23 protein-coding genes are annotated in these 18101 nt (G+C 67.9%); 9 read left to right on the top strand and 14 right to left on the bottom strand.

What is annotated here, in order from left to right; translation table 11 throughout:
- Positions 1-76 precede the first annotated feature (76 nt).
- Positions 77-838 (bottom strand): SDR family NAD(P)-dependent oxidoreductase, encoded by a 762-nt coding sequence (locus LX13_RS08860; RefSeq protein ID WP_253660973.1) that lies wholly within the window; start codon positions 836-838, stop codon positions 77-79.
- A 55-nt stretch (positions 839-893) separates the two neighbouring features.
- The gene (locus tag LX13_RS08855) at positions 894-2039 is read right to left on the bottom strand and encodes an acyl-CoA dehydrogenase family protein (RefSeq protein WP_253660972.1); all 1146 of its coding nucleotides are present in this window, start codon (positions 2037-2039) and stop codon (positions 894-896) included.
- 161 nt (positions 2040-2200) lie between these two features.
- Here LX13_RS08855 and LX13_RS08850 point away from each other — a divergent pair, with 161 nt between their 5' ends.
- Positions 2201-2413, top strand: coding sequence for a TOBE domain-containing protein (locus LX13_RS08850; RefSeq protein ID WP_253660971.1), 213 nt, complete (start codon positions 2201-2203; stop codon positions 2411-2413).
- On the opposite strand, the gene LX13_RS08845 is transcribed toward LX13_RS08850, so the two are convergent.
- Positions 2394-2732 carry a transcriptional regulator gene (locus LX13_RS08845; RefSeq protein ID WP_253660970.1) on the bottom strand — a complete coding sequence of 113 codons (339 nt, stop codon included), beginning with the start codon at positions 2730-2732 and terminating at the stop codon, positions 2394-2396. The genes LX13_RS08850 and LX13_RS08845 overlap by 20 nt on opposite strands.
- Positions 2729-3193 (bottom strand): hypothetical protein, encoded by a 465-nt coding sequence (locus LX13_RS08840; protein ID WP_253660969.1) that lies wholly within the window; start codon positions 3191-3193, stop codon positions 2729-2731. The genes LX13_RS08845 and LX13_RS08840 overlap by 4 nt, the downstream gene beginning before the upstream one ends.
- Positions 3194-3266: 73 nt before the next feature.
- On the opposite strand from LX13_RS08840, the gene LX13_RS08835 reads away from it, so the two are divergent.
- The gene (locus LX13_RS08835; RefSeq protein ID WP_308214723.1) at positions 3267-3446 is read left to right on the top strand and encodes a hypothetical protein; all 180 of its coding nucleotides are present in this window, start codon (positions 3267-3269) and stop codon (positions 3444-3446) included.
- Positions 3447-3554: 108 nt separating this feature from the next.
- On the opposite strand, the gene LX13_RS08830 is transcribed toward LX13_RS08835, so the two are convergent.
- The 3 genes from LX13_RS08830 to LX13_RS08820 form a co-directional block, all read right to left on the bottom strand.
- Positions 3555-4799 (bottom strand): S1C family serine protease, encoded by a 1245-nt coding sequence (locus tag LX13_RS08830; protein WP_253660968.1) that lies wholly within the window; start codon positions 4797-4799, stop codon positions 3555-3557.
- Positions 4800-4957: 158 nt separating this feature from the next.
- The gene (locus LX13_RS08825; RefSeq protein WP_253660967.1) at positions 4958-6829 is read right to left on the bottom strand and encodes an MFS transporter; all 1872 of its coding nucleotides are present in this window, start codon (positions 6827-6829) and stop codon (positions 4958-4960) included.
- Between the two features lie 85 nt (positions 6830-6914).
- Positions 6915-7367: a MarR family winged helix-turn-helix transcriptional regulator gene (locus LX13_RS08820; RefSeq protein ID WP_253660966.1), complete on the bottom strand. Its 453-nt coding sequence runs from the start codon at positions 7365-7367 to the stop codon at positions 6915-6917.
- 153 nt (positions 7368-7520) lie between these two features.
- Between LX13_RS08820 and LX13_RS08815 the strand changes: the two genes are divergently transcribed.
- From LX13_RS08815 to LX13_RS08805, 3 genes are all read left to right on the top strand, one after another.
- Positions 7521-8009, top strand: coding sequence for an SRPBCC family protein (locus LX13_RS08815; RefSeq protein ID WP_253660965.1), 489 nt, complete (start codon positions 7521-7523; stop codon positions 8007-8009).
- A 99-nt stretch (positions 8010-8108) separates the two neighbouring features.
- Positions 8109-9044 carry an alpha/beta hydrolase gene (locus LX13_RS08810; RefSeq protein ID WP_253660964.1) on the top strand — a complete coding sequence of 312 codons (936 nt, stop codon included), beginning with the start codon at positions 8109-8111 and terminating at the stop codon, positions 9042-9044.
- Between the two features lie 79 nt (positions 9045-9123).
- The gene (locus LX13_RS08805; protein ID WP_253660963.1) at positions 9124-9822 is read left to right on the top strand and encodes a YoaK family protein; all 699 of its coding nucleotides are present in this window, start codon (positions 9124-9126) and stop codon (positions 9820-9822) included.
- Between the two features lie 3 nt (positions 9823-9825).
- Here LX13_RS08805 and LX13_RS08800 read toward each other — a convergent pair whose 3' ends face one another.
- From LX13_RS08800 to LX13_RS08775, 6 genes are all read right to left on the bottom strand, one after another.
- Positions 9826-11289: an SDR family oxidoreductase gene (locus tag LX13_RS08800; RefSeq protein WP_253660962.1), complete on the bottom strand. Its 1464-nt coding sequence runs from the start codon at positions 11287-11289 to the stop codon at positions 9826-9828.
- Positions 11290-11348: 59 nt separating this feature from the next.
- Positions 11349-12110 carry a putative protein N(5)-glutamine methyltransferase gene (locus LX13_RS08795; protein WP_253660961.1) on the bottom strand — a complete coding sequence of 254 codons (762 nt, stop codon included), beginning with the start codon at positions 12108-12110 and terminating at the stop codon, positions 11349-11351.
- Positions 12107-12253, bottom strand: a complete 147-nt coding sequence (locus LX13_RS08790; protein WP_188487870.1) for a hypothetical protein — start codon at positions 12251-12253, stop codon at positions 12107-12109. The genes LX13_RS08795 and LX13_RS08790 overlap by 4 nt, the downstream gene beginning before the upstream one ends.
- Before the next feature lie 118 nt (positions 12254-12371).
- Complete coding sequence (locus LX13_RS08785) at positions 12372-12929, bottom strand: hypothetical protein (protein WP_253660960.1); 558 nt, start codon at positions 12927-12929, stop codon at positions 12372-12374.
- Positions 12930-13000: 71 nt separating this feature from the next.
- Positions 13001-13249, bottom strand: coding sequence for a hypothetical protein (locus LX13_RS08780; RefSeq protein ID WP_253660959.1), 249 nt, complete (start codon positions 13247-13249; stop codon positions 13001-13003).
- 2 nt (positions 13250-13251) lie between these two features.
- The gene (locus LX13_RS08775; RefSeq protein WP_253660958.1) at positions 13252-13899 is read right to left on the bottom strand and encodes an HNH endonuclease family protein; all 648 of its coding nucleotides are present in this window, start codon (positions 13897-13899) and stop codon (positions 13252-13254) included.
- 294 nt (positions 13900-14193) lie between these two features.
- On the opposite strand from LX13_RS08775, the gene LX13_RS08770 reads away from it, so the two are divergent.
- Together LX13_RS08770 and LX13_RS23200 are read left to right on the top strand one after the other, a co-directional pair.
- Positions 14194-14631 (top strand): DUF6263 family protein, encoded by a 438-nt coding sequence (locus LX13_RS08770; RefSeq protein ID WP_253660957.1) that lies wholly within the window; start codon positions 14194-14196, stop codon positions 14629-14631.
- The gene (locus LX13_RS23200) at positions 14628-14762 is read left to right on the top strand and encodes a hypothetical protein (protein WP_301300783.1); all 135 of its coding nucleotides are present in this window, start codon (positions 14628-14630) and stop codon (positions 14760-14762) included. The genes LX13_RS08770 and LX13_RS23200 overlap by 4 nt, the downstream gene beginning before the upstream one ends.
- A gap of 79 nt (positions 14763-14841) precedes the next feature.
- Here the strand turns inward: LX13_RS23200 and LX13_RS08765 are convergent, their stop codons facing one another.
- Entirely contained in the window at positions 14842-15561 is a 720-nt protein-coding gene (locus LX13_RS08765) for a hypothetical protein (protein ID WP_253660956.1), read from the bottom strand.
- Between the two features lie 133 nt (positions 15562-15694).
- On the opposite strand from LX13_RS08765, the gene LX13_RS08760 reads away from it, so the two are divergent.
- Together LX13_RS08760 and LX13_RS08755 are read left to right on the top strand one after the other, a co-directional pair.
- The gene (locus LX13_RS08760) at positions 15695-16393 is read left to right on the top strand and encodes a response regulator transcription factor (protein WP_253660955.1); all 699 of its coding nucleotides are present in this window, start codon (positions 15695-15697) and stop codon (positions 16391-16393) included.
- A complete protein-coding gene (locus LX13_RS08755) occupies positions 16390-17979 on the top strand; it encodes a HAMP domain-containing sensor histidine kinase (RefSeq protein ID WP_253660954.1) in 1590 nt (529 codons plus the stop codon). The genes LX13_RS08760 and LX13_RS08755 overlap by 4 nt, the downstream gene beginning before the upstream one ends.
- Positions 17980-18101 lie beyond the last annotated feature (122 nt).

Genomic DNA, 18101 nt, shown 5'->3' with positions numbered 1-18101 from the left:
GCACGAATGAGAAGAAGATGAAGGCCGACGCGATCCTGGCGAACAGACGACGGGGCTGGTCAGCCGAGGCGGGGTACTACGTGACGGTGACGCCGCCGTCGACCGCGATGGTCTGTCCGGTGACGTATCCGCCTGCGGCCGACGCGAGCCAGACCGCGGTCGCGGCGAGCTCCGCGGGGTCGCCCATCCGGCCGAGCAGTCGGCGTGCGGCCTGTGCGTCGAGGTAGCCGTGGTCGTACTGATCGGTCATCTCGGACTCGAAGAACCCGGGTGCGATCGCGTTGACGCGGATGCCTTTTCGGCTGCCCCACTGCTGCGCGAGGTCGCGGGTGAGCCCGATGATGCCCGCCTTGCTCGCTGCGTAGGCGGCCTGCGGCAGACCCGCGGTCGTCAGGCCCAGCACGCTGGAGATGTTGATGATCGAGCTGCCCGGCTCCATCACACGCGCGGCGGCCTGCGCGGCCCAGTAGGAACCGTTGAGGTTCACGTCGATGACCGACCTGAACTGCTCAGGGGTCTCACGGGTCGCCGGCACCGCGGTGCCGATACCGGCATTGTTGATCAGCACGTCCACCCGACCGAACTCGCTCATCGCGGCGTCGACCATCGCCTGGGCCTGTTCGGGATCGGCGACGTCGGTGGCGACACTGAGTGCCCGCCCACCGGCCGCCTCGACCAGTTGTGCTGTGTCGCCCAGCTTCTCGACTCGACGCGCCGCCAGGACCACCGACGCGCCGGCCTCGGCCGAGGCCTGCGCGAAGGCCACACCCAGCCCGGAGGACGCGCCGGTCACGATGACCACCTTGCCGTCGAGACGGAACATGTCGAGAACGGGCATCGGGGTCTCCTCAGGTGGTGCGGGGTGCGTTCGTCTGGTCAGAGTACGGGGAGGATCAGAAGCCGAGATCGCGGCCGATGATCTCCTTCATGATCTCGTTGGACCCCGCCCAGATGCGCGTGACCCGGGCGTCTTTCCACGCCTGCGCGATGCGGTACTCGTTCATGTAGCCGTAGCCGCCGTGCAGCTGCAGGCAGGCGTCGAGGATCTTGTTCTGGATCTCCGCGGTCCACCACTTGGCCTTCGCCGCGTCGGCCGCACTGAGTTCGCCCTCGGTGTGCGCGGTGACGCAGGCGTCGATGAACGCCTGGGTCACGTCGATCTGCGTCGCCAGCTCGGCGATGGTGAACTTGTTGAACTGGAACGACCCGATCGACTTCCCGAACGCCTTGCGCTCCTCGACGTAGGTCAGCGTCTCCCCGAACAACGCCTTGGCGTGGGCCAGGTTCGACACCGCCGCGTTGAGCCGCTCCTGCGGCAGGAACGTCATCATGTGGATGAAACCGCGGTCGACCTCGCCGATGACGTTCTCGGCCGGGACGCGGACGTCGGTGAAGAACAGCTCGGCGGTGTCGGATTCGGGCTGGCCGACCTTGTCGAGCTTGCGCCCGCGCTCGAATCCGGGCATGTCCTTCTCGATCGCGAACATGGTGATGCCCTTGGACTTCTTCTCCGGGGAGGTCTTCACCGCGGCGACCACGAGGTCGGCGTTGAAGCCGTTGGTGATGAAGGTCTTCGACCCGTTGATGACCCAGTCGGTGCCCTCCTGCTTCGCGGTGGTCTTGATCCCGGCGAGGTCGGAGCCGGCGGCGGGCTCGGTCATCGCGATCGCGGTGACGATGTCGCCGGTGCAGAACCCCGGCAGCCACCGCTTGCGCTGCTCCTCGGTGGTCAGGTTCACCAGGTACGGCGCGACGATGTCGACGTGGATGCCGAACGCGGACGGCAACGCCGCGCTGACCCCGGACAGCAATTCGGTGAACATCGCATTGAACCGGTAGTCGCCGGCCTCGGATCCGCCGTACGCCTCGGGCACCTCGAGTCCGAGGAACCCGGACTCGCCGGCGTGCTTCCAGATCTCCCGATCGATGAAGCGCTGCTCGATGATCGCCTCGTGCCGCGGGGTGATGTATCGGTCGATGAACTCGCTGACCGATTCGCCGAACGCGGCGTGGTCGGGTCCGTACAGGGTCCTGCGCATTGGTTTCTCCCACCCTCAGTGTGGTGACCGGCGGTGTTCGGCCAGTCGAGCTCAATGCTGCGCGACAACGGTGGACCGGGTCAAAACGGTCGTGCGCTGCCACTAGCGTGGTGCCGTGACCCGAGACCCGGGTCCGCGCCCCGGAGAGGAACGCCCACGTCATGAGGTTGTCGACCCGTAATCAGCTCGCCGGTGTGATCACCGAGATCAACCTGGGCTCGGTGATGGCCACGGTGAAGGTCGCTCTTGACGGCGGCGGTCAGACCGTCGTCTCGTCGATCACCAAGGAGGCCGTCGAGGACCTCGGCCTCACCGTCGGCCAGCAGGCCACCGTGTTGGTCAAATCCACCGAGGTCACGATCGGCGTGGAGTAGCGGGAGCAGGCACCTCGGCGGCGACCGCCTGTGCGTCGCCGACGATGGCCTGCAGCGCGGCGACGTGGCCTGCGAAGGCATCGCGGCCGGTGTCGGTGAGCCGCGCCCGGACCGTGCGTCGTCGCCCGGTGCTCACGCGCTCGGTGATCAGATAGTCCGCGCCCTCGAGGGTGGACAACTGCTTCGACAGCGCTGAATCCGACAGCGACAGACGATCTTTCAGGAACGCGAACTCAGCCCAGTCGGTGGCGGCCAGCGTCGCCACCAGGGACAGGCGGGTACTCGGGTGGATGAGCTCGTCGAACCGTCCTTCGGTCACGCTTTCATCCACCGACGCATGGTCTGCAGCATCTCGGGGCCGCCGAAGCCGATGACGGCCGCAACGAGCACCGCCGACCACAGCTCGGGGTGCCGGGCACCGTCGGTGTCCAGGGCCATGGCCGCGACCACCGTCACCGCCACGAGCACCAGCAGCATCCCGATCACCGCGACCGGCACGCGACGATCGGCCACGGCGCGGGAAACCTGCAGTCCCCGGGTCCGATGACGCCCGTCGAGAATTCGGGACGCGACCGCCGCGTGACCGGCGCCGAACGCGATGGTCGCCACCGTCGTCAGCCAGACCGGGCCGAACGCGCCGATGATGCCCAGCACCACCCATCCTGCCGCCATCGCCCACCAGTACCAGCGCGGAAGTCCCACCTCGTGCGACACGTCCGCGCGCGCTCGCCCCACCACGTCGAGTGCTTCTCGCGCCTGTTCGGGAGTCGGATCTGCCATGACGTCATCTCACTTTCCTTGTTGGAAAGTAGCTTGGACTTTCCTGGCGGGAAAGTCAAGTCTGATCCCGGACATGTCGGCGACCGCATCTCTCGCGCAGCTCACGTCCATCGACACCGCCAAGCTGCTGACGATGACCGGTGAGGTGTTCGATGCCGAGCGGGCACGGTCACTGGGCCTGCTCACCGGCGTCGACGACGACCCCATGGCGGCCGCGACGGGAACCCAGCCGGAGTTCCGCGACCGCGCCTGAACCGGCCCGGTTAACGGAGAAACCGATGACCGACCAGGACCTCAACGACGTCGCGTGGACTCGAATTGCTGCGCCACACCACCAGCACGGACGACCCGCCGCGGCCGCTCAGGCCGCGGCGCCCTTGGCGAGGGTCACGGTCGCCGATTGCTGCTGACCGTTCTGATCGACCCAGGTGATGGGTACCGAGTTGCCGGGGTAGAGCGTGTCGATGGTCTCGGTGAGTGCGGTGACCGAGCCGATCGGGGTGCCGTTGAGCGAGGTGATCGTGTCGCCTGCCGACAACACCTGCGCCGCGGCCCCGTTGTCGAGGACCTGTTGTACGACTGCGCCGGCTCCGCCTGGACCGTCACTCGCGGTCACGCCCAGCATCGCCGAGTCGCCGATGTGGACCGTCGCCGAGCGCGACCCGGAGGTGATCTGACCCGCGACCGCGCGGGCTCGGGCGATCGGGATCGCGAATCCCTCGCCGCCACCGGTGTTCTGGCCGCCGAGCCGGTACCCCTGGCTGGCGGCGGTGTTCATGCCGACGACCTTGCCCGACGAGTTCACCATCGGGCCGCCGGAATCGCCGGGTTGGATGTTCGCCGCGATCTGGATCAGACCGGTCAACTGTTCCGCCGATCCCGAGGACTCGTCGCTGGCTGTGATCGACTGGTCGAGGTTCGTGACGCGGCCCGGAGCGGCGGTCGGGTTGCCGCCCCCGCCGCCAGCGTTGCCGACGCCCACGATGGCGTCGCCGACCTTGACGGCGTTCGAGTCGCCCAGCGGTGCGGTGGTGAGACCGGTCGCACCGGTCAACTTCACCACTGCGACATCGGATTTGCGGTCGTACCCGACCACGGTGGCGGGATAGGTGCGGCCGTTGCCCAGATCGGTCGCGGTGATCGATGTGGCGCCGGAGATGACGTGGTTGTTCGTCAGCACCTCGCCGGTGGAGGACAGGACGATCCCGGTTCCGGCACCCGCGCCGTTCTCGTAGCCGAGTTCGGTGTTGATGTAGACCATCCCGGGGACAACGGCCTGCGCGGCGCGTTGCAGGGCAGCCGATGTGGTGCCGTCGACGGTGTTGTCCACACGCTGGACCGGCGCCACGGCCTGTGACTGTGTGGGGGCGGCCGACTGCTCGTGCAGCGCCGTGGCGCCGAACGCGGTCAGGACGGCGACGGCGACGGTGAACGCGGCCAGCGCCAGCATCCCGAACGGGTTGTACCGACGGGTCGGCGCGGGCGGCTGCGGAGGCGGGCCGTAGGTGTAGGGCGGCGCCTGCTGCCAACCGCCGGGCGGCATACCCGGGTCGTACGGGCGGTGGTCGTCGGCGCGATGGATGCCGTGGTGCGGTTCGTGATTCACAGTGTTCCTCCTGAACACCCAGACAACTCCGCGTTCCTGAGAGGTTCCCAACAGCAAGCCCCCACTTCGCTGAAAATTCCGACCGCGGCCCCGCACAGCAGACGGCGCGCCTGCTCCGAGGAGCAGACGCGCCGTGTGGTGCGTGAGAGCGAACCCGCCTAGCGGTAGGCGTGCTCCGGACGATGCGGGCGGTCCGGACCCGGACCGTCGGTGTCCGAATTGTTTTCGGAATGCTCGGCATCGCGGGCGGCGACACCGCCCATCGACACACTCGCGAGCTCCTCGCCCACACTCTCGTGCGGCTCGATCGCGGCCTTGTCGCCGGCGCGCCCGGTGAACAGCGACGCGATGGCTCCCAGGATGCAGCAGACGATGGCGAAGGTGAACGCCGCCGAGAGACCGTTGGAGAACGGCTCCGAGATCAGGTGCGGGAAGAACTTCAGCCCCGTAAGGGTGTCCTGGTTCGACTGCGACAGTGTGTGCAGGTTCGGTCCGACGAGTTCCTTGATCGGGTTGTAGCCCAGGAACGCGGCGAACAGGATGCCCACCGTCGGCAGGCTGGCGACCTGGTTGGCGTCGGCCGGCGAGACACCGTGTGCCAGCAGGCCGTTGCTCATGGCCGACGGCAGATCGCTTGACAGGCCGGCGATCATCAGGCTGAAGAACAGGCCGATGGAGAGCACCATGGCCGCGTTCTGGAACGTGGTCATCATCCCGGCGCCCGATCCACGGGCGTTGGCGGGCAGGCTGTTCATCACCTCGGCGCGGTTCGGCGAGGCGAACAGGCCCATGCCGATGCCGTTGATCAACAGGATCACCGCGAAGGCCCAGTAGTTGAAGTCCACCGGGATCGCGATCAGCGCGGCGAACGTCGCCGCCGTGATGAACAGGCCCGAGGTGGTGAACCACTTGGTGCCGACCTTGTCGGACAGATAGCCCGACACCGGCGCCGAGAGCAGGAATCCGATGGTCAACGGGACCATGTAGATACCGGCCCACAGCGGGGTGCGGGTGTAGTCGTACCCGTGCTGCGGCAACCAGATCCCCTGCAACCAGATGATCAGGATGAACTGCAGTCCGCCGCGGCCGATCGACCCCATCAGGTTGGCGATGTTGCCGTACAGGAACGAGTTGTTCTTGAACAGCGACAGGTTGAACAGCGGGTTCGACACCCTGGTCTCGATCACGGCGAAGGCGGCGAGCACCGCGGCACCACCGATCAGGCAGGTGAGCACCATCGGGCTCATCCATCCCATGTTCGATGCGCCGTAGGGCTGGATGCCGTAGGTGATGCCGACCAGGATCGCGATGAGGCCCACGGCGAACGTGATGTTGCCCCACCAGTCCATCGTCGCCTTCTGGCGGACCCCGGTGTCGTGCAGCTTCATGTAGGCCCAGATGGTTCCGACCACGCCGAACGGGACCGACACCAGGAAGATGAGGTTCCAGTCGATCGGGGCGAGGATGCCGCCGACCAGCAGGCCGAGGAACGAACCGGCAATGGCGGCAACGCCGTTGATGCCGAGGGCCAGTCCGCGCTGATGCTGCGGGAAGGCGTCGGTGAGGATGGCCGACGAGTTCGCCATCAGGAACGCGCCGCCGACACCCTGGATAACCCGCCAGAAGATCAGCCAGATCGCCGCCTTGCTGCCGTCGAACCATGTGGCCGCCAGGAAGATCGATGACACGGTGAAGACCAGGAAGCCGATGTTGTACATCTTCGCGCGGCCGAACATGTCGCCGAGCCGTCCGAAGCTCACGACGAGAACCGCTGTGACGACGAGGAATCCCATCATCATCCACAGCAGGTAGCTGGTGTTCTGCGACTCCAGCGGGTTGAGCTTGATGCCCTTGAAGATGTCGGGGAGGGCGATGAGGACGATCGAGGAGTTGATCGTCGCGATCAGCATCCCGAGCGTGGTGTTGGAGAGAGCGATCCACTTGTAGTTGGGACCGAGCTCCTCCAGCGACCGCGTGCGGTTGCGCTTGTCGGCCGGCTCGGCCGGCTTCTCGAGAAGGTGGTTGGCCATGACTTCTTCCTCAGCGGGTGGTATGAAACGTGCGGTCACGGGTGCGACGTCGTCGTGCGCGGGATCCGTGGATGTCGGAGCGGGTCTAGAGAGGGGGGTCGCCGCTGGCGCAGACCTGCTCGGCGAGGACCTCGGCCAACAACTCGATCGAGCGTTCGGCGGCGGCACGGTCCTCGGGAGCGAGGCGGTTGAGAGCGGACTCCATCAGTTGGGCACGCCGTGACGTGGCCCCGCGGATGAGTTCGACCGCCGCTGGGGTCGGTGCGATGAGGCTGGCGCGTCCGTCGAGCGGGTCGGCGGTGCGCTCGACCATCCCGTCGCGCTCCAGGGCCGCGACGAGCCGCGACATCGTGGGCGCGCTGACGTTCTCCTTGGCGGCGAGCTCGGACAGTCGCATCGGAGTGCTGTTGACCAGAACCCACAGTGCAGAGGTGGCACCGAGGGTCAGTGCCCCCGGACCGGCGCCGTTGCGCAGCATGCGGTTGATGCGGGCGAGCGCGGTGTAGACCGATACCGCACGTGACTGAGTACTGGTCATTTGTCGGCCCACCTCTCTCTCGATGACGGTCGTGGCGTCTGTGTTTGAATGACGTTAGTTGCATAACGCTAAGTAATCGAACCGTAAAGTCGGCTGACCTCGCAGGATGAGACCTACGCCACAACGGTGCGACCCAACGAAAGGCTCGAACCCGTGACCGAACGTCTCGAAGTCCAGCGTCAGATCGCCGCGGTACCCGCCGACGTGTTCGCGGTGCTGGCCGATCCCCAGGGCCACGTCGCGATCGACGCGTCCGGGATGTTGATGAGCGCCGACGGCAATCGGGTCACCGCGGTGGGCGACCGGTTCGTCGTCCACATGGACCGCGAGTCGATCAAGGACATCCCCGAGATGGGGAAGTACGACGTCACCGTGATCATCGAGTCGTTCCAGGCCGAGCGGGAGATCTCCTGGAGCATCAGCGGGACCGTGCAGCCGCCGATCGGCCACGTTTACGGGTACCGGCTCGAGCCGAACGACGACGGGACCCTGGTGACGTCGTTCTACGACTGGTCGAACGCTCGTCAGGAGATCAAGGACCGCGGCATCTTCCCGGTCATCTCCGAGGCGGCATTGTCGGGGACGCTGGGCATCCTCGATCGCACAGTTCGTCGGGGATATCCACAACCGACCCCGCGATAGACCTCTCACCAGCAGGCCGTCGGCGATTCTGCTGACTTGTTATGCGGCTGTTACTCTGCGTGGGTCCCCCAGCTCAAGTGAGAAACGAAGGACCCTTCAATGTCGATTCACAGGCTTCGTACTCGCCTGCTGGCCGGTGTGTTCGCGGTGGTCGCGACCACCGGACTCGCGACGGTCGTCACCGCCGGACCCGCCGAGGCCCGCGTCGCGACGACCCAGGTCTACTCCGCCGCCATGAAGCGGAACATCCCGGTCGAGATCCTCGGCGCCCAGCGGAAGGGCGCGCCGACTCTGTATCTCCTCGACGGACTGCGCGCGCCGAACAACGACAACGGTTGGTTGATCAACACCGACGTGCGTCGTTTCTTCGCCAACAAGAACGTCAACGTAGCGATGCCCTTCGGCGGCGCCGGCAGCTTCTACACCGACTGGGACCGTCGCGACCCGGTGCTGGGCCTCAACAAGTGGGAAACGTTCCTCACCCGTGAGCTCCCCAACTTCATGGCGAATCGCTACAACAGCTCGCGTACCAACAACGCGATCGCCGGTCTGTCGATGAGCGGCACCTCCGCGCTCAACCTCGCGTCGCGCCACCCGGGCATGTACCGCGGCGTCGCGTCGTACAGCGGCTACCCGCTGACCACGGAGCCGGGCTTCGCCCAGGGCATCCAGGTCGCGGTCGGCCAGGTCGGCGGCAACCCCGACAACATGTGGGGCGTCTACCCGTTCGGTCGCTGGCTCGAGAACGACCCGGCTCTGCGTGCCGCGGCACTGCGCGGCAAGCGCGTCTACGTCTCGGCGGGCACCGGCGGATCGAACATCGACCCGACGAAGAACCCGACCAAGTTCGCTCAGGTCGTCCCCCTCGAGGTGGCGTCCGGCATCGCGAGCCGCCAGTACGTCGGAACGCTGCGGCAGAACGGCGTCAACGTCGTCACCCGCATCACCAACGACGGCACGCACGACTGGAACTACTGGCAGGCACGCCTGCACGAGTCCTGGTTCTCGGTCCTCGGGCCCTCGCTCGGAGTCTGATCCACCCAGATCCATCCCGACCGCGGACCGATTGCCTCACGGCAGTCGGTCCGCGGTTGTTTTGTGAGATGGTGCCCTGATGGCGCGCGAGCCTCGGGTGGTCACCTCCACCACCGTCCGACTCGGCATGCTCATGGCCGCGGTCGGCGGGTTCCTCGACGTGTACACGTTCGTCAACCGGGGTGGGGTGTTCGCGAACGCCCAGACCGGCAATCTGATCTTTCTCGGCGTGAAGGCCTCACAGGGTCGATGGTGGGATGCCGCGGCACACGTCCCGCCGGTGATCGCGTTCGTCGCCGGTGTGATGACGGCGCAATACCTCACCACCACCGCAGCCCGGACCTGGTTGCGGTACCCGGTGCGCAGCGTGCTGGTCGTCGAGTTCGTCCTGCTGGGGGCGGTGGGATTCGTCCCGAGCTCGGAGCGACTGAGCTACGGCGACGAGCTGTCCACCGTGGTCATCGCATATGCGGCCGCGATCCAGATCGCGGTGTTCAAGACGCTGGTGGACGTCGCCTACTCGACCACCATGACGACCGGCAACCTCAAGAGCATGTCGATCGCCCTGTACGACTGGGTCGCCGAACACGACCCCGCGGCGAGGCCGCACGTGGCGAACCTGGCCGCCATCATCGGGTCGTTCCTCACCGGGGCGGTGATCTGCGCGGTGTCGTCACCGACCCTGGGCGTCCACACGGTGTGGCTGGCGCTGCCGTTGCTGGCCCTCGCGCTGGGGCTGTTCTCCTACGACGAGTGGTCGGTGCGCCGGCGACGCTGAACCTCAGTGCACGGCTTCGGCCGTCGAGACGATGTTGTGGGCCATGCGCGAGAAGATGACCTTGTGGAACGGCAGCTGGCCATACCAATAGGCGAGACCGGCCAGACCGCGGGCGTAGAAGGTCGTCTTCTGCTCGAGGCGTGCGCCGGAACCCTCGGGGACGACCCGCAATTCGAGCCACGCGACGCCGGGCATCTTCGTCTCGGCGCGTAGGCGGAGCAGGGAACCGTCCTCGACGTCGATGACGCGCCACCAGTCCAGAGCCTCGCCCTCGGCGGCGGTGTCGCCGGGCTTGCCGCGTCTCAGGCCGGGTCCACCGACCACGCCGTCGACCGCGGCCCGTGCCGACCACACGAGAGGTGTTGAGTACCAGCCGTTGTCGCCGCCGATGGTCGAGACGACCTTCCATAGCGCGTCCGGTGAGGCGGTGGTGGTCACCGACCTGGTGTCGGTGAACACGTCCTCGCCCGCCCAGGACGGGTCGGTCGGAAGTGGTTCTGCCGCAGGCACGGACGCGTCGGCGTTGGACCACGAGTTGTCGGTGTCGGCGCGGCGTTTCCGGTCCAGCGCTGCGTCGAGCGCCTGCCGGTAGGTCAGCAGACCGCCCTCGGGACGCGGGATGAGGTCGTCGATGTCGTGCTCGTGCATCACCGCGTCGTGTTCCAGGGACTCGATCAGAGGGCGTGCCAGTCCGCTGGGTACCGGGGTCACCAGGCGAACCCACCGGCTCGCGATCGACGGGGTGAGGTACGGCAGCACGACCATCCGTCGGCGCCGCAGTCCCGCCGCCTCGGCGTAGGTCTGCATCATGTCGCCGTATTCGAAGACCTCGGTACCGCCGATGTCGTAGGTGCGGCTCTCGGTGATGGGGACGGTCGCGGCCTCGGCCAGGTAGTACAGCGCGTCGCGGACGGCGATCGGCTGGATCTTGTTGTGCACCCACCGCGGTGTGGTCATGATCGGCAGGCGGTCGGTGAGGTGTCGGATCAGCTCGAACGACGCCGACCCCGTGCCGATCACGACGCCCGCCTGCAGCACGATCGTGTCGACGCCGGACGCGATGAAGATCTCGCCCACCTCGACGCGCGACGTCAGATGGTCCGACAGTTCCTTCTCGAGCGGGTGCAGACCGCTGAGGTAGACGATGCGGGAGACCCCGGCGGCCTTCGCGGCCTCGGCGAGGTTGGTCGCGGTGCGGCGCTCCTCGGCCATGAAGTCGTCGGACCCGCCCATGGAGTGCACGAGGTGGTAGACGACATCGGCGCCGGCGAAGGCACGGTCCAGGGATTCGCGGTCGGAGAGGTCACCCTTGACGACGGTGTCCTCGGTGGCCCACGGGGCTTCGGCGAGCTTCGACGGTGTGCGGACCAGGGCGCGAACGGTATGGCCCCGATCGATCAGGCGCGGTGCGAGGCGGCCGCCGATGTATCCGGTGGCGCCGGTGACCACGCAGGTCGTGTTCGTCATCAATCACTCCGTTGCTGCTCTCGGCGCCGGGAGCTGCCGGTACCGGTATGGGATCAACCCTACGGAAGGGTGGCCACGGCGACGGTGCCGCCGTTCTCCTCGTCGGTGACCGTGCGGGCGTCGAACCCGCCCTGCGCCATCGCCGCGCACAACGTCTCCGCCTGGCGGGTGGAGGTCTCGATCAGAAGGTGTCCGCCCGGTCCGAGCCACTCCGGTGCCCCGGCCACGATCCGCCGGGCGATGTCGAGACCGTCCTGGCCGCCGTCGAGCGTGGCGACCGGTTCGTACTGCCGGGCCTCGCGCGGCATGGTCGCGATGGCATCGGTGGGTACGTACGGCGCATTCGCCGCGATCACATCGACCCGGCCACGGAGGGTGTCGGGAAGCGCGTCGAACAGATCGCCGGTGAACACCTGCGCGGACGCCAGGTTGCGGCGGGCGCAGGCTGTGGCGAACGGGTCGATGTCACACGCGACGATCTGCGCTGTCGGCACTCGATCGGACACCGCCGCCGCGACCGCAGCTGCACCGCAACACATCTCGACGAACACCGCGTCATCCGTGGTGAATGCGGCGGCCTGCGTCGCGAGCAGATGTGTTCGAGAACGCGGCACGAACACGCCGTCGGTGATGTGTATTCGCAGGCCCCCGAACGCAACCCAGCCGACGATGTACTCCAACGGACGACCCGCGACGCGGTCGGACACCATCGCCGCCAACTCCGCGGGACCGGCCGCAGCATCGATCAGGAGTGCGGCCTCGTCCTCGGCGAAAACGCATCCCGCCGATCGCAGGGTGGCGACGATGTCGTCAGGTGTCACTGGCCGTCGGTGGTTCCCTTGCTCCCGCCGACCGCGTGGTCGCGCTTGTCGGTGCTCTTCTCGGAGGCCTCGTAGGCGGCTTCCTCGTCCGAGATCTCCTCGGTCTCGCCCACTGGCTTCTCGTTCTGGTGCGGAAAGGTCATGGTGACCCTCACTCTCGTCGGCGATGTTGTTCGCTGCTTCACCGTTGCACGGCAGACTCCCACCGTACGTCGCACGCGCAGATCCGTAGCAGTTCGTGTCGCCAGGCGAGCGGAACTGCTACGGATCGTCGGTGGCGGGCGCGTCTGGCGTCGGCGTGAGGGTGGGTGCGAAGCGTCGGGACCAGATCTCGCGGATTGCGATGGCGGCGAGGACGAAGAGGAACGCGACCTCAGGGTCCAGTCGGACGCTCGACCGCGCGCCCGGCGTCGCGTACCAGAGGATCGCCAGGACGAGGAACGGGATCGCAACGGTGACGAGCTTCCGAGGTTGCCGACGCATGAGGATCGCCTCGCCCAGCGCCGCGAAGATCAACACCGCCGCACACGCGAACGAGATCTGCGAGAAGGTGGGGAAGCTTGTCGATCCCGAGACGACGTCGGTGGCGACGCGGGTCTCGAAGACCGGCGCGCCCGCTGTCTGCGTGATCGGCCCGACGTCTTCGGTGAACAGGGATTCCGAGCTGCTCGGCACGGTGATCAATGAGGTGGCCGCGCCACTTCCATCGTCGGCCACCAGCCACGTGAGGCCGCCTGCGAACAAGGTCGAGACGATCAGCAACCAGAAAGCCGCGTGGCCGGTGACCCTGCAGATCCGAAAAGCCCGGTGGTCCGTCACCCGATGAAGTATGCACGGCTCACGACTGCTGCGGACCGGTAGCTGCTGTTCTCGCCGAGCGGGATGTTCAGCTACGCCTGAGCGCGGAACTTGTCGACGACGGACTGGTGAAACGAGTCGAGCTCGTCGGGTCCGGTCAGGGGCCGCGAGGTGTCGGTGATCGTGTACCACTCGCCCGCATCCTCGTAGCGAACGCGAGCGACACCCAGGTTGTCGTCGCCGCACGCACAGGCGATCTCGACCGATCCGGTGATCACGCCGACCTCGTCGGTCATCACCCCTCCCGGCGCAGCGGTCACGATCGTCGACAGTTCGGCCATCTCTAGCATCCGTTCAGTAGCGAGGTGAGTGCTGACTTCTCGCTCGACTGCAGCGACAGGCCCCATGCGTGCTTGGATCCGACCCACATTCGGGCGTAGGTGCAGTGATACGAGCTGACCGGGGGCAGCCAGGTGGACGGATCCTGGTCGCCCTTGGACCGGTTCGAGCTCGCGGACACGGCGATGAGCTGCGAGTTGGTCAGGTCGTTGGCGAATGCCTGGCGGCGCGCGGTGGTCCACGACGCGGCGCCGGATCGCCAGGCCTCGGCGAGGGGGACGATGTGATCGACGTCGACACCCGAGGAGGTGGCGATGGTGACACCGTCGTACGGCGACCGCCACGACCCCGCGGTCGGCTGGCAATCGCTGCCCACGGTCACCCCCGATCCATCGCGCTTGAGGACGGTCTCGCGGGTGTCGCAGGCGCCCGACTGAGTGATCCAGTGCGGGAACTGCTCTCGCGAGTAGCCGCTCATCGACCCCTCGGTGGCGACCGACAACCCGGCCAGCTCCGACTTCGCGGTCGCGACCGACGGGATGGCCGGAGGCGTGGCGCCGGCGACCGACGACGTGACACCGAGCCCGGCTGCGACGCAGCCGATCACGACGGACACGGTGGCCGCCGATCGAATGGTGAAGCGATGGAACATGTCTGCGCCCTTGGCTCGACCCCCGTCGACCCCCTGCGATGGACGCTAGGGCGGTCGGATGGACGCGATGTGGACGCAGACCAAATGTTAGAACAACTAATTAATGTGTAGAAGCCGCCACCGCTGCAGCACTGTCCGAGGCGCTCACGCCGGGAACGGCCGCAGTGCTCGTCACCGAGCACGTGTGAGACGGCGGCCGGTCGAAACCGGGGGCGGGTCGAAACGCTGTGGTTACGGTGGAGGAGCACGCCGGGTTCAGTAGCAAGCCCTCACGCACCTCCCTTAGGAGCACGGATGCCTACTGTTTCACGCACCTTCACCGTCAACGCCACGCCTGACAAGGTCGTCGAGTACCTGTCCGACTTCTCGCACGCCGAGGAGTGGGACCCCGGAACCGAGAAGTGTGTGCGCGTCGACGACGGCCCGGTCAAGATCGGATCGAGCTGGCACAACGAGTCCAAGATCGCCGGCGTCAGCACCGAACTGACCTACACGCTCAAGACCCTGACCGCCGACACCATCGTCCTGGTGGGTGAGAACAAGACCGCCACCTCCACCGAGACGATGGAGGTCAAGCCCGCCGGCGCGGGCACGGAACTGACCTACACCAACGAGATCGAGCTCCACGGCGCGGCCAAGATCGGCGCTCCGGCCATGAAGCTCGTCTTCGAGAAGGTCGGCGTCGACACCGAGAAGCAGCTCACCGAGGTGCTCAACGGGTTGCCCGCATGAGCACGGGCGACGACACGTCGGCGGAGCAGCCGGTCGTCCCGGTGAGCGAGCACCTCGAGCGCGCTCGCGAACGCCACGAGGAAACCGCCGAGGAGCCCGACACTTACGTGGCACCAACCGACGAGGCCTGACCGCACGCCGGACTGACGACAAAGACCGGAAGACGACGTCCCGCTGGACTGTCGCCTTCCGGTCTTTCTCATCGGTGGATCACTTGCCGGTCGCCGGTGCCGGTGCGCCCTGTCCTGCGGCGGGAGGTGTCGGTGCGCCCTGGCCTGCGGCCGGGGGGGTGGGTGCGCCCTGGCCCGCGGCCGGCGGCTTCGGTGCGTCCTTGCCGTCGGGTCCGGCACCGGGACCGCCCTGCGGGCCGCCCTTGCCGTCGGGGGCGGGCATGCACATCGGGCCGCCGCCCTTCTCGCCCGGCCCACCGGGTCCGCCCTTCGCGTCCGGGCCGCCCTTGGCGTCCGGTGCTCCCTTGCCGTCAGGCCCGGCAGGTCCACCCTGCCGGCCGCCGTTGCCGTCCGGTGCCGCGGGCGCTCCCGACTCGCCCGGCGCTGCCGGTGCCCCGGACTCGCCCGGACCACCCGAGGCGGGCAGTGCGCTGTTCGACGACGCGTTGCTCACGTCCTCGTGCACCGGGTTGGCCAGGAACACCGCCGACGCCACGACGGCGCCGATGATCGCGGCGCCCACACCCACTGCGGTCACGGGGACCCACGGCTTGCTGCCGGCCTGGTTGCGCATCCGAGACCAGCGGGACTGCGTCGCGACGGGCTGGTCGGCGGGCTGGTCGGCGGGCGGCGGCGTGGTCGCCGAGTACGCGGTCGGTCCCTGCATCGGCGCGGTCGACGGCGACTGACCCTGGCCGACCGGCTCCATCCTGCTGGTGGGGTTCTCGTCTGGATTGGTGGGGGAATTCTTGTCAGCCACGTCGTGCTCCTTCGTCTGTTGGGTTGATCTCGACGTCCTCGACGGTGACGGCGCAGTCTGAAGTCACCCTGAAGGTCCGGGCACAGACAGCAACTCTTCAGCGCAGCTTCAGGCGTGTGACAACAATTGAGGTGTGGCCGACAAGAAGCAGGACTTCCGCACCGCACGACGGGTGGTGGTCGTCGAGGACTCCGACGCGATCCGCGAACCCGTGGTGGCCGCTTTCGCCGACGCCGGATACACCGCGCACGGCGCGGTGTCGGGCGATGATCTCGAGCAGATCATCGACGGACGCCGGCCCGACCTGTTCATCCTCGACGTGATGTTGCCGGGCGGACGCGACGGTTTCGACCTCATCGAGGTCATCCGTCAGCGGTGCGACGCCGGGATCATCATGGTGACCGCGCGCGACCACATCGACGACCGGCTACGCGGACTCACCGGCGGCGCCGACGACTACCTCGTGAAGCCCTTCCTGCTCGACGAACTCCTCGCCCGGGCGTCGGCGGTGTTGCGACGACGCGGTCGCGCCGAGTCCGCAGTGTCGGTCGGTGACCTGCTCGTCGACTCCGACGCCGGCACCGTGACCCGCGGCGACTCCGTGCTCGACGTGACCGCCACCGAACTGCGGCTCGCCGAGTTCCTGATCACCCAGCGCGGGCGGACCGTCACCAAACCGCAGATTCTGCAGGCGGTCTGGGGATACGACGCCTACGACGTGAACCTCGTCGAGGTCCACGTCAGCGCGCTGCGCCGCAAGATGGAAGCCCACGGACCGCGCCTCATCCACACGGTGCGCGGACTCGGATACGTACTGCGGGTGGACCGGTGAGACCGCGCTGGACCCCGGGCAGGCGCACGCCGGCCGCGCGGGTCGGCGACCCGCCCACCACCGCCACCCCATCGCTGCGACGCCGCGTACTCGTCGTGGTGGTCGCGCTCTTCGCTTTCCTGCTCGTCGTGGTCGGTGTCTCGGTCGACATCGCTCTCGGACACCAACTGCGCAGCGACCTCTCGGCCCGGCTCACCGACCGCGCCGACCGGTCGGTGTCCCTCGCGGCCCAGGGGTACAGCCCGCAGGACCTGGTGTCGGCGTTGCAGGGCGACGCGATCCGGGTCCGGCTGCAGACCAGCGACGGCACCGTCTACGGCGGACCGCCTCAGCTGCCGAACGATGTGGCGACCGGGGACGAACCCACACCGATCCCACCCGACGGCGGACGTCGCGGGCCCGGCGCGAACCCCGACCCGTCGGGACTACCGCAGGGCCCCGGCGCCGGACCTGGTCGTGGTGGACCGCCCCGCCCGGCCACCGATTCGCTCGTGGTCTCCCGGCGCCTCCCGGACGGATCGACGTTGACGCTGCTCGGCGACACCACCTCGATCACCCAGGTCCGTCACCAGCTGCGATGGCTGATGGCGGGTGCGGGTGCGGCGACTCTGCTCATCGCCGCGCTGGCGATGGTCATCGCGGTCCGTCGTGCCTTGCGACCGCTCGACGCGATGGTCGCGGTGGCCCGCGGCATCACCTCCGGCGACCGTGGTCGACGGGTCCGACCGCAATCGCCCGACACCGAGCTCGGTCGGGCCGCGGGCTCGGTGGACGAGATGCTCGACGCTCTCGAGTCGGCCGAGGCGGCGCAACGGGCGGCTGCCGACGTCGCGCGCCGCGCCGAGGCGGAGACGAAGCGGTTCCTCGCCGACGCCGCCCATGAACTGCGGACCCCCATCGCCGGGTTGTCGGCGGTGGCGGAGTCACTGAGCCGGGACGGCACCTCGCGACCCGACCGGTTGCCCCGCTGGACCGAGCTGTTGCTGGGGGAGTCGCGGCATGCCGCCCGGCTCGTCGACGACCTCCTCGACCTCGCGCGTATCGACGCCGATCCCGCCCTGATCCGAGCCGACGTCGACCTCGTCGAGGTGGTCTCGCTGGCCGCCGAACGCTCCCGTCTGGTGACACCTGGGGCGCAGATCGAGCTGACCGGGTCGCAGCCCGTGCCCGTGTCGGTGGACGCCGGTCGCATCGGGCAGGTGGTCGCCAACCTCATCGACAACGCCGTGCGCGTCACACCACCGGGCGGGGTCATCGACGCCGATGTGTCCGTCTCCGACACCGTCGCGACGGTGACCATCACCGATCACGGCCCCGGCATCCCCGACGACCAGCGCGAGCGCATCTTCGAGCGGCTGGTCCGACTCGAGGAGTCACGCGCCAGTGTCGGCGCCGGACTCGGTCTGCCCATCGCGCGTGCTCTCGCCCGCGCGCACGGCGGAGACGTGGTCTGCGCCCCGCATGTCGGGGGTGCCCGATTCGTCCTGAGTCTTCCGCTGGGCGTCACGAATCCGTCACGATCTTTGTCCGACCACTCGGGTAGCGTCGAAACGACGCGCTCGTCGACCGCCACCGGACACTCGTGAAGTCCCGGCAGTCCGCCGAGAACTCCGTAACATCGGCGGAAGTGCCCGGAATATCCGCAGCGCCCTGATGTTGCCGACGACGACGTCCGATGCACCTGAAGCAGCCCAGGTGTCCCGCGTCG

It is taken from the genome of Williamsia maris, from assembly GCF_024171815.1.
Taxonomy (GTDB): domain Bacteria; phylum Actinomycetota; class Actinomycetes; order Mycobacteriales; family Mycobacteriaceae; genus Williamsia_A; species Williamsia_A maris.
This window is presented reverse-complemented; position numbering and strand designations above follow the sequence as displayed.

What these genes read in the sequence shown, in the direction of transcription:
- LX13_RS08820 (WP_253660966.1), bottom strand. Translation starts at nt 7,367, where the DNA reads ATGACCAGTACTCAGTCACGTGCGGTATCGGTCTACACCGCGCTCGCC.
- LX13_RS08790 (WP_188487870.1), bottom strand. Translation starts at nt 12,253, where the DNA reads ATGACCTTTCCGCACCAGAACGAGAAGCCAGTGGGCGAGACCGAGGAG.
- LX13_RS08805 (WP_253660963.1), top strand. Translation starts at nt 9,124, where the DNA reads ATGGCGCGCGAGCCTCGGGTGGTCACCTCCACCACCGTCCGACTCGGC.
- LX13_RS08775 (WP_253660958.1), bottom strand. Translation starts at nt 13,899, where the DNA reads ATGTTCCATCGCTTCACCATTCGATCGGCGGCCACCGTGTCCGTCGTG.
- LX13_RS08825 (WP_253660967.1), bottom strand. Translation starts at nt 6,829, where the DNA reads ATGGCCAACCACCTTCTCGAGAAGCCGGCCGAGCCGGCCGACAAGCGC.
- LX13_RS08860 (WP_253660973.1), bottom strand. Translation starts at nt 838, where the DNA reads ATGCCCGTTCTCGACATGTTCCGTCTCGACGGCAAGGTGGTCATCGTG.
- LX13_RS23200 (WP_301300783.1), top strand. Translation starts at nt 14,628, where the DNA reads ATGAGCACGGGCGACGACACGTCGGCGGAGCAGCCGGTCGTCCCGGTG.
- LX13_RS08835 (WP_308214723.1), top strand. Translation starts at nt 3,267, where the DNA reads ATGTCGGCGACCGCATCTCTCGCGCAGCTCACGTCCATCGACACCGCC.
- LX13_RS08840 (WP_253660969.1), bottom strand. Translation starts at nt 3,193, where the DNA reads ATGGCAGATCCGACTCCCGAACAGGCGCGAGAAGCACTCGACGTGGTG.
- LX13_RS08770 (WP_253660957.1), top strand. Translation starts at nt 14,194, where the DNA reads ATGCCTACTGTTTCACGCACCTTCACCGTCAACGCCACGCCTGACAAG.
- LX13_RS08850 (WP_253660971.1), top strand. Translation starts at nt 2,201, where the DNA reads ATGAGGTTGTCGACCCGTAATCAGCTCGCCGGTGTGATCACCGAGATC.
- LX13_RS08855 (WP_253660972.1), bottom strand. Translation starts at nt 2,039, where the DNA reads ATGCGCAGGACCCTGTACGGACCCGACCACGCCGCGTTCGGCGAATCG.
- LX13_RS08810 (WP_253660964.1), top strand. Translation starts at nt 8,109, where the DNA reads ATGTCGATTCACAGGCTTCGTACTCGCCTGCTGGCCGGTGTGTTCGCG.
- LX13_RS08780 (WP_253660959.1), bottom strand. Translation starts at nt 13,249, where the DNA reads ATGGCCGAACTGTCGACGATCGTGACCGCTGCGCCGGGAGGGGTGATG.
- LX13_RS08800 (WP_253660962.1), bottom strand. Translation starts at nt 11,289, where the DNA reads ATGACGAACACGACCTGCGTGGTCACCGGCGCCACCGGATACATCGGC.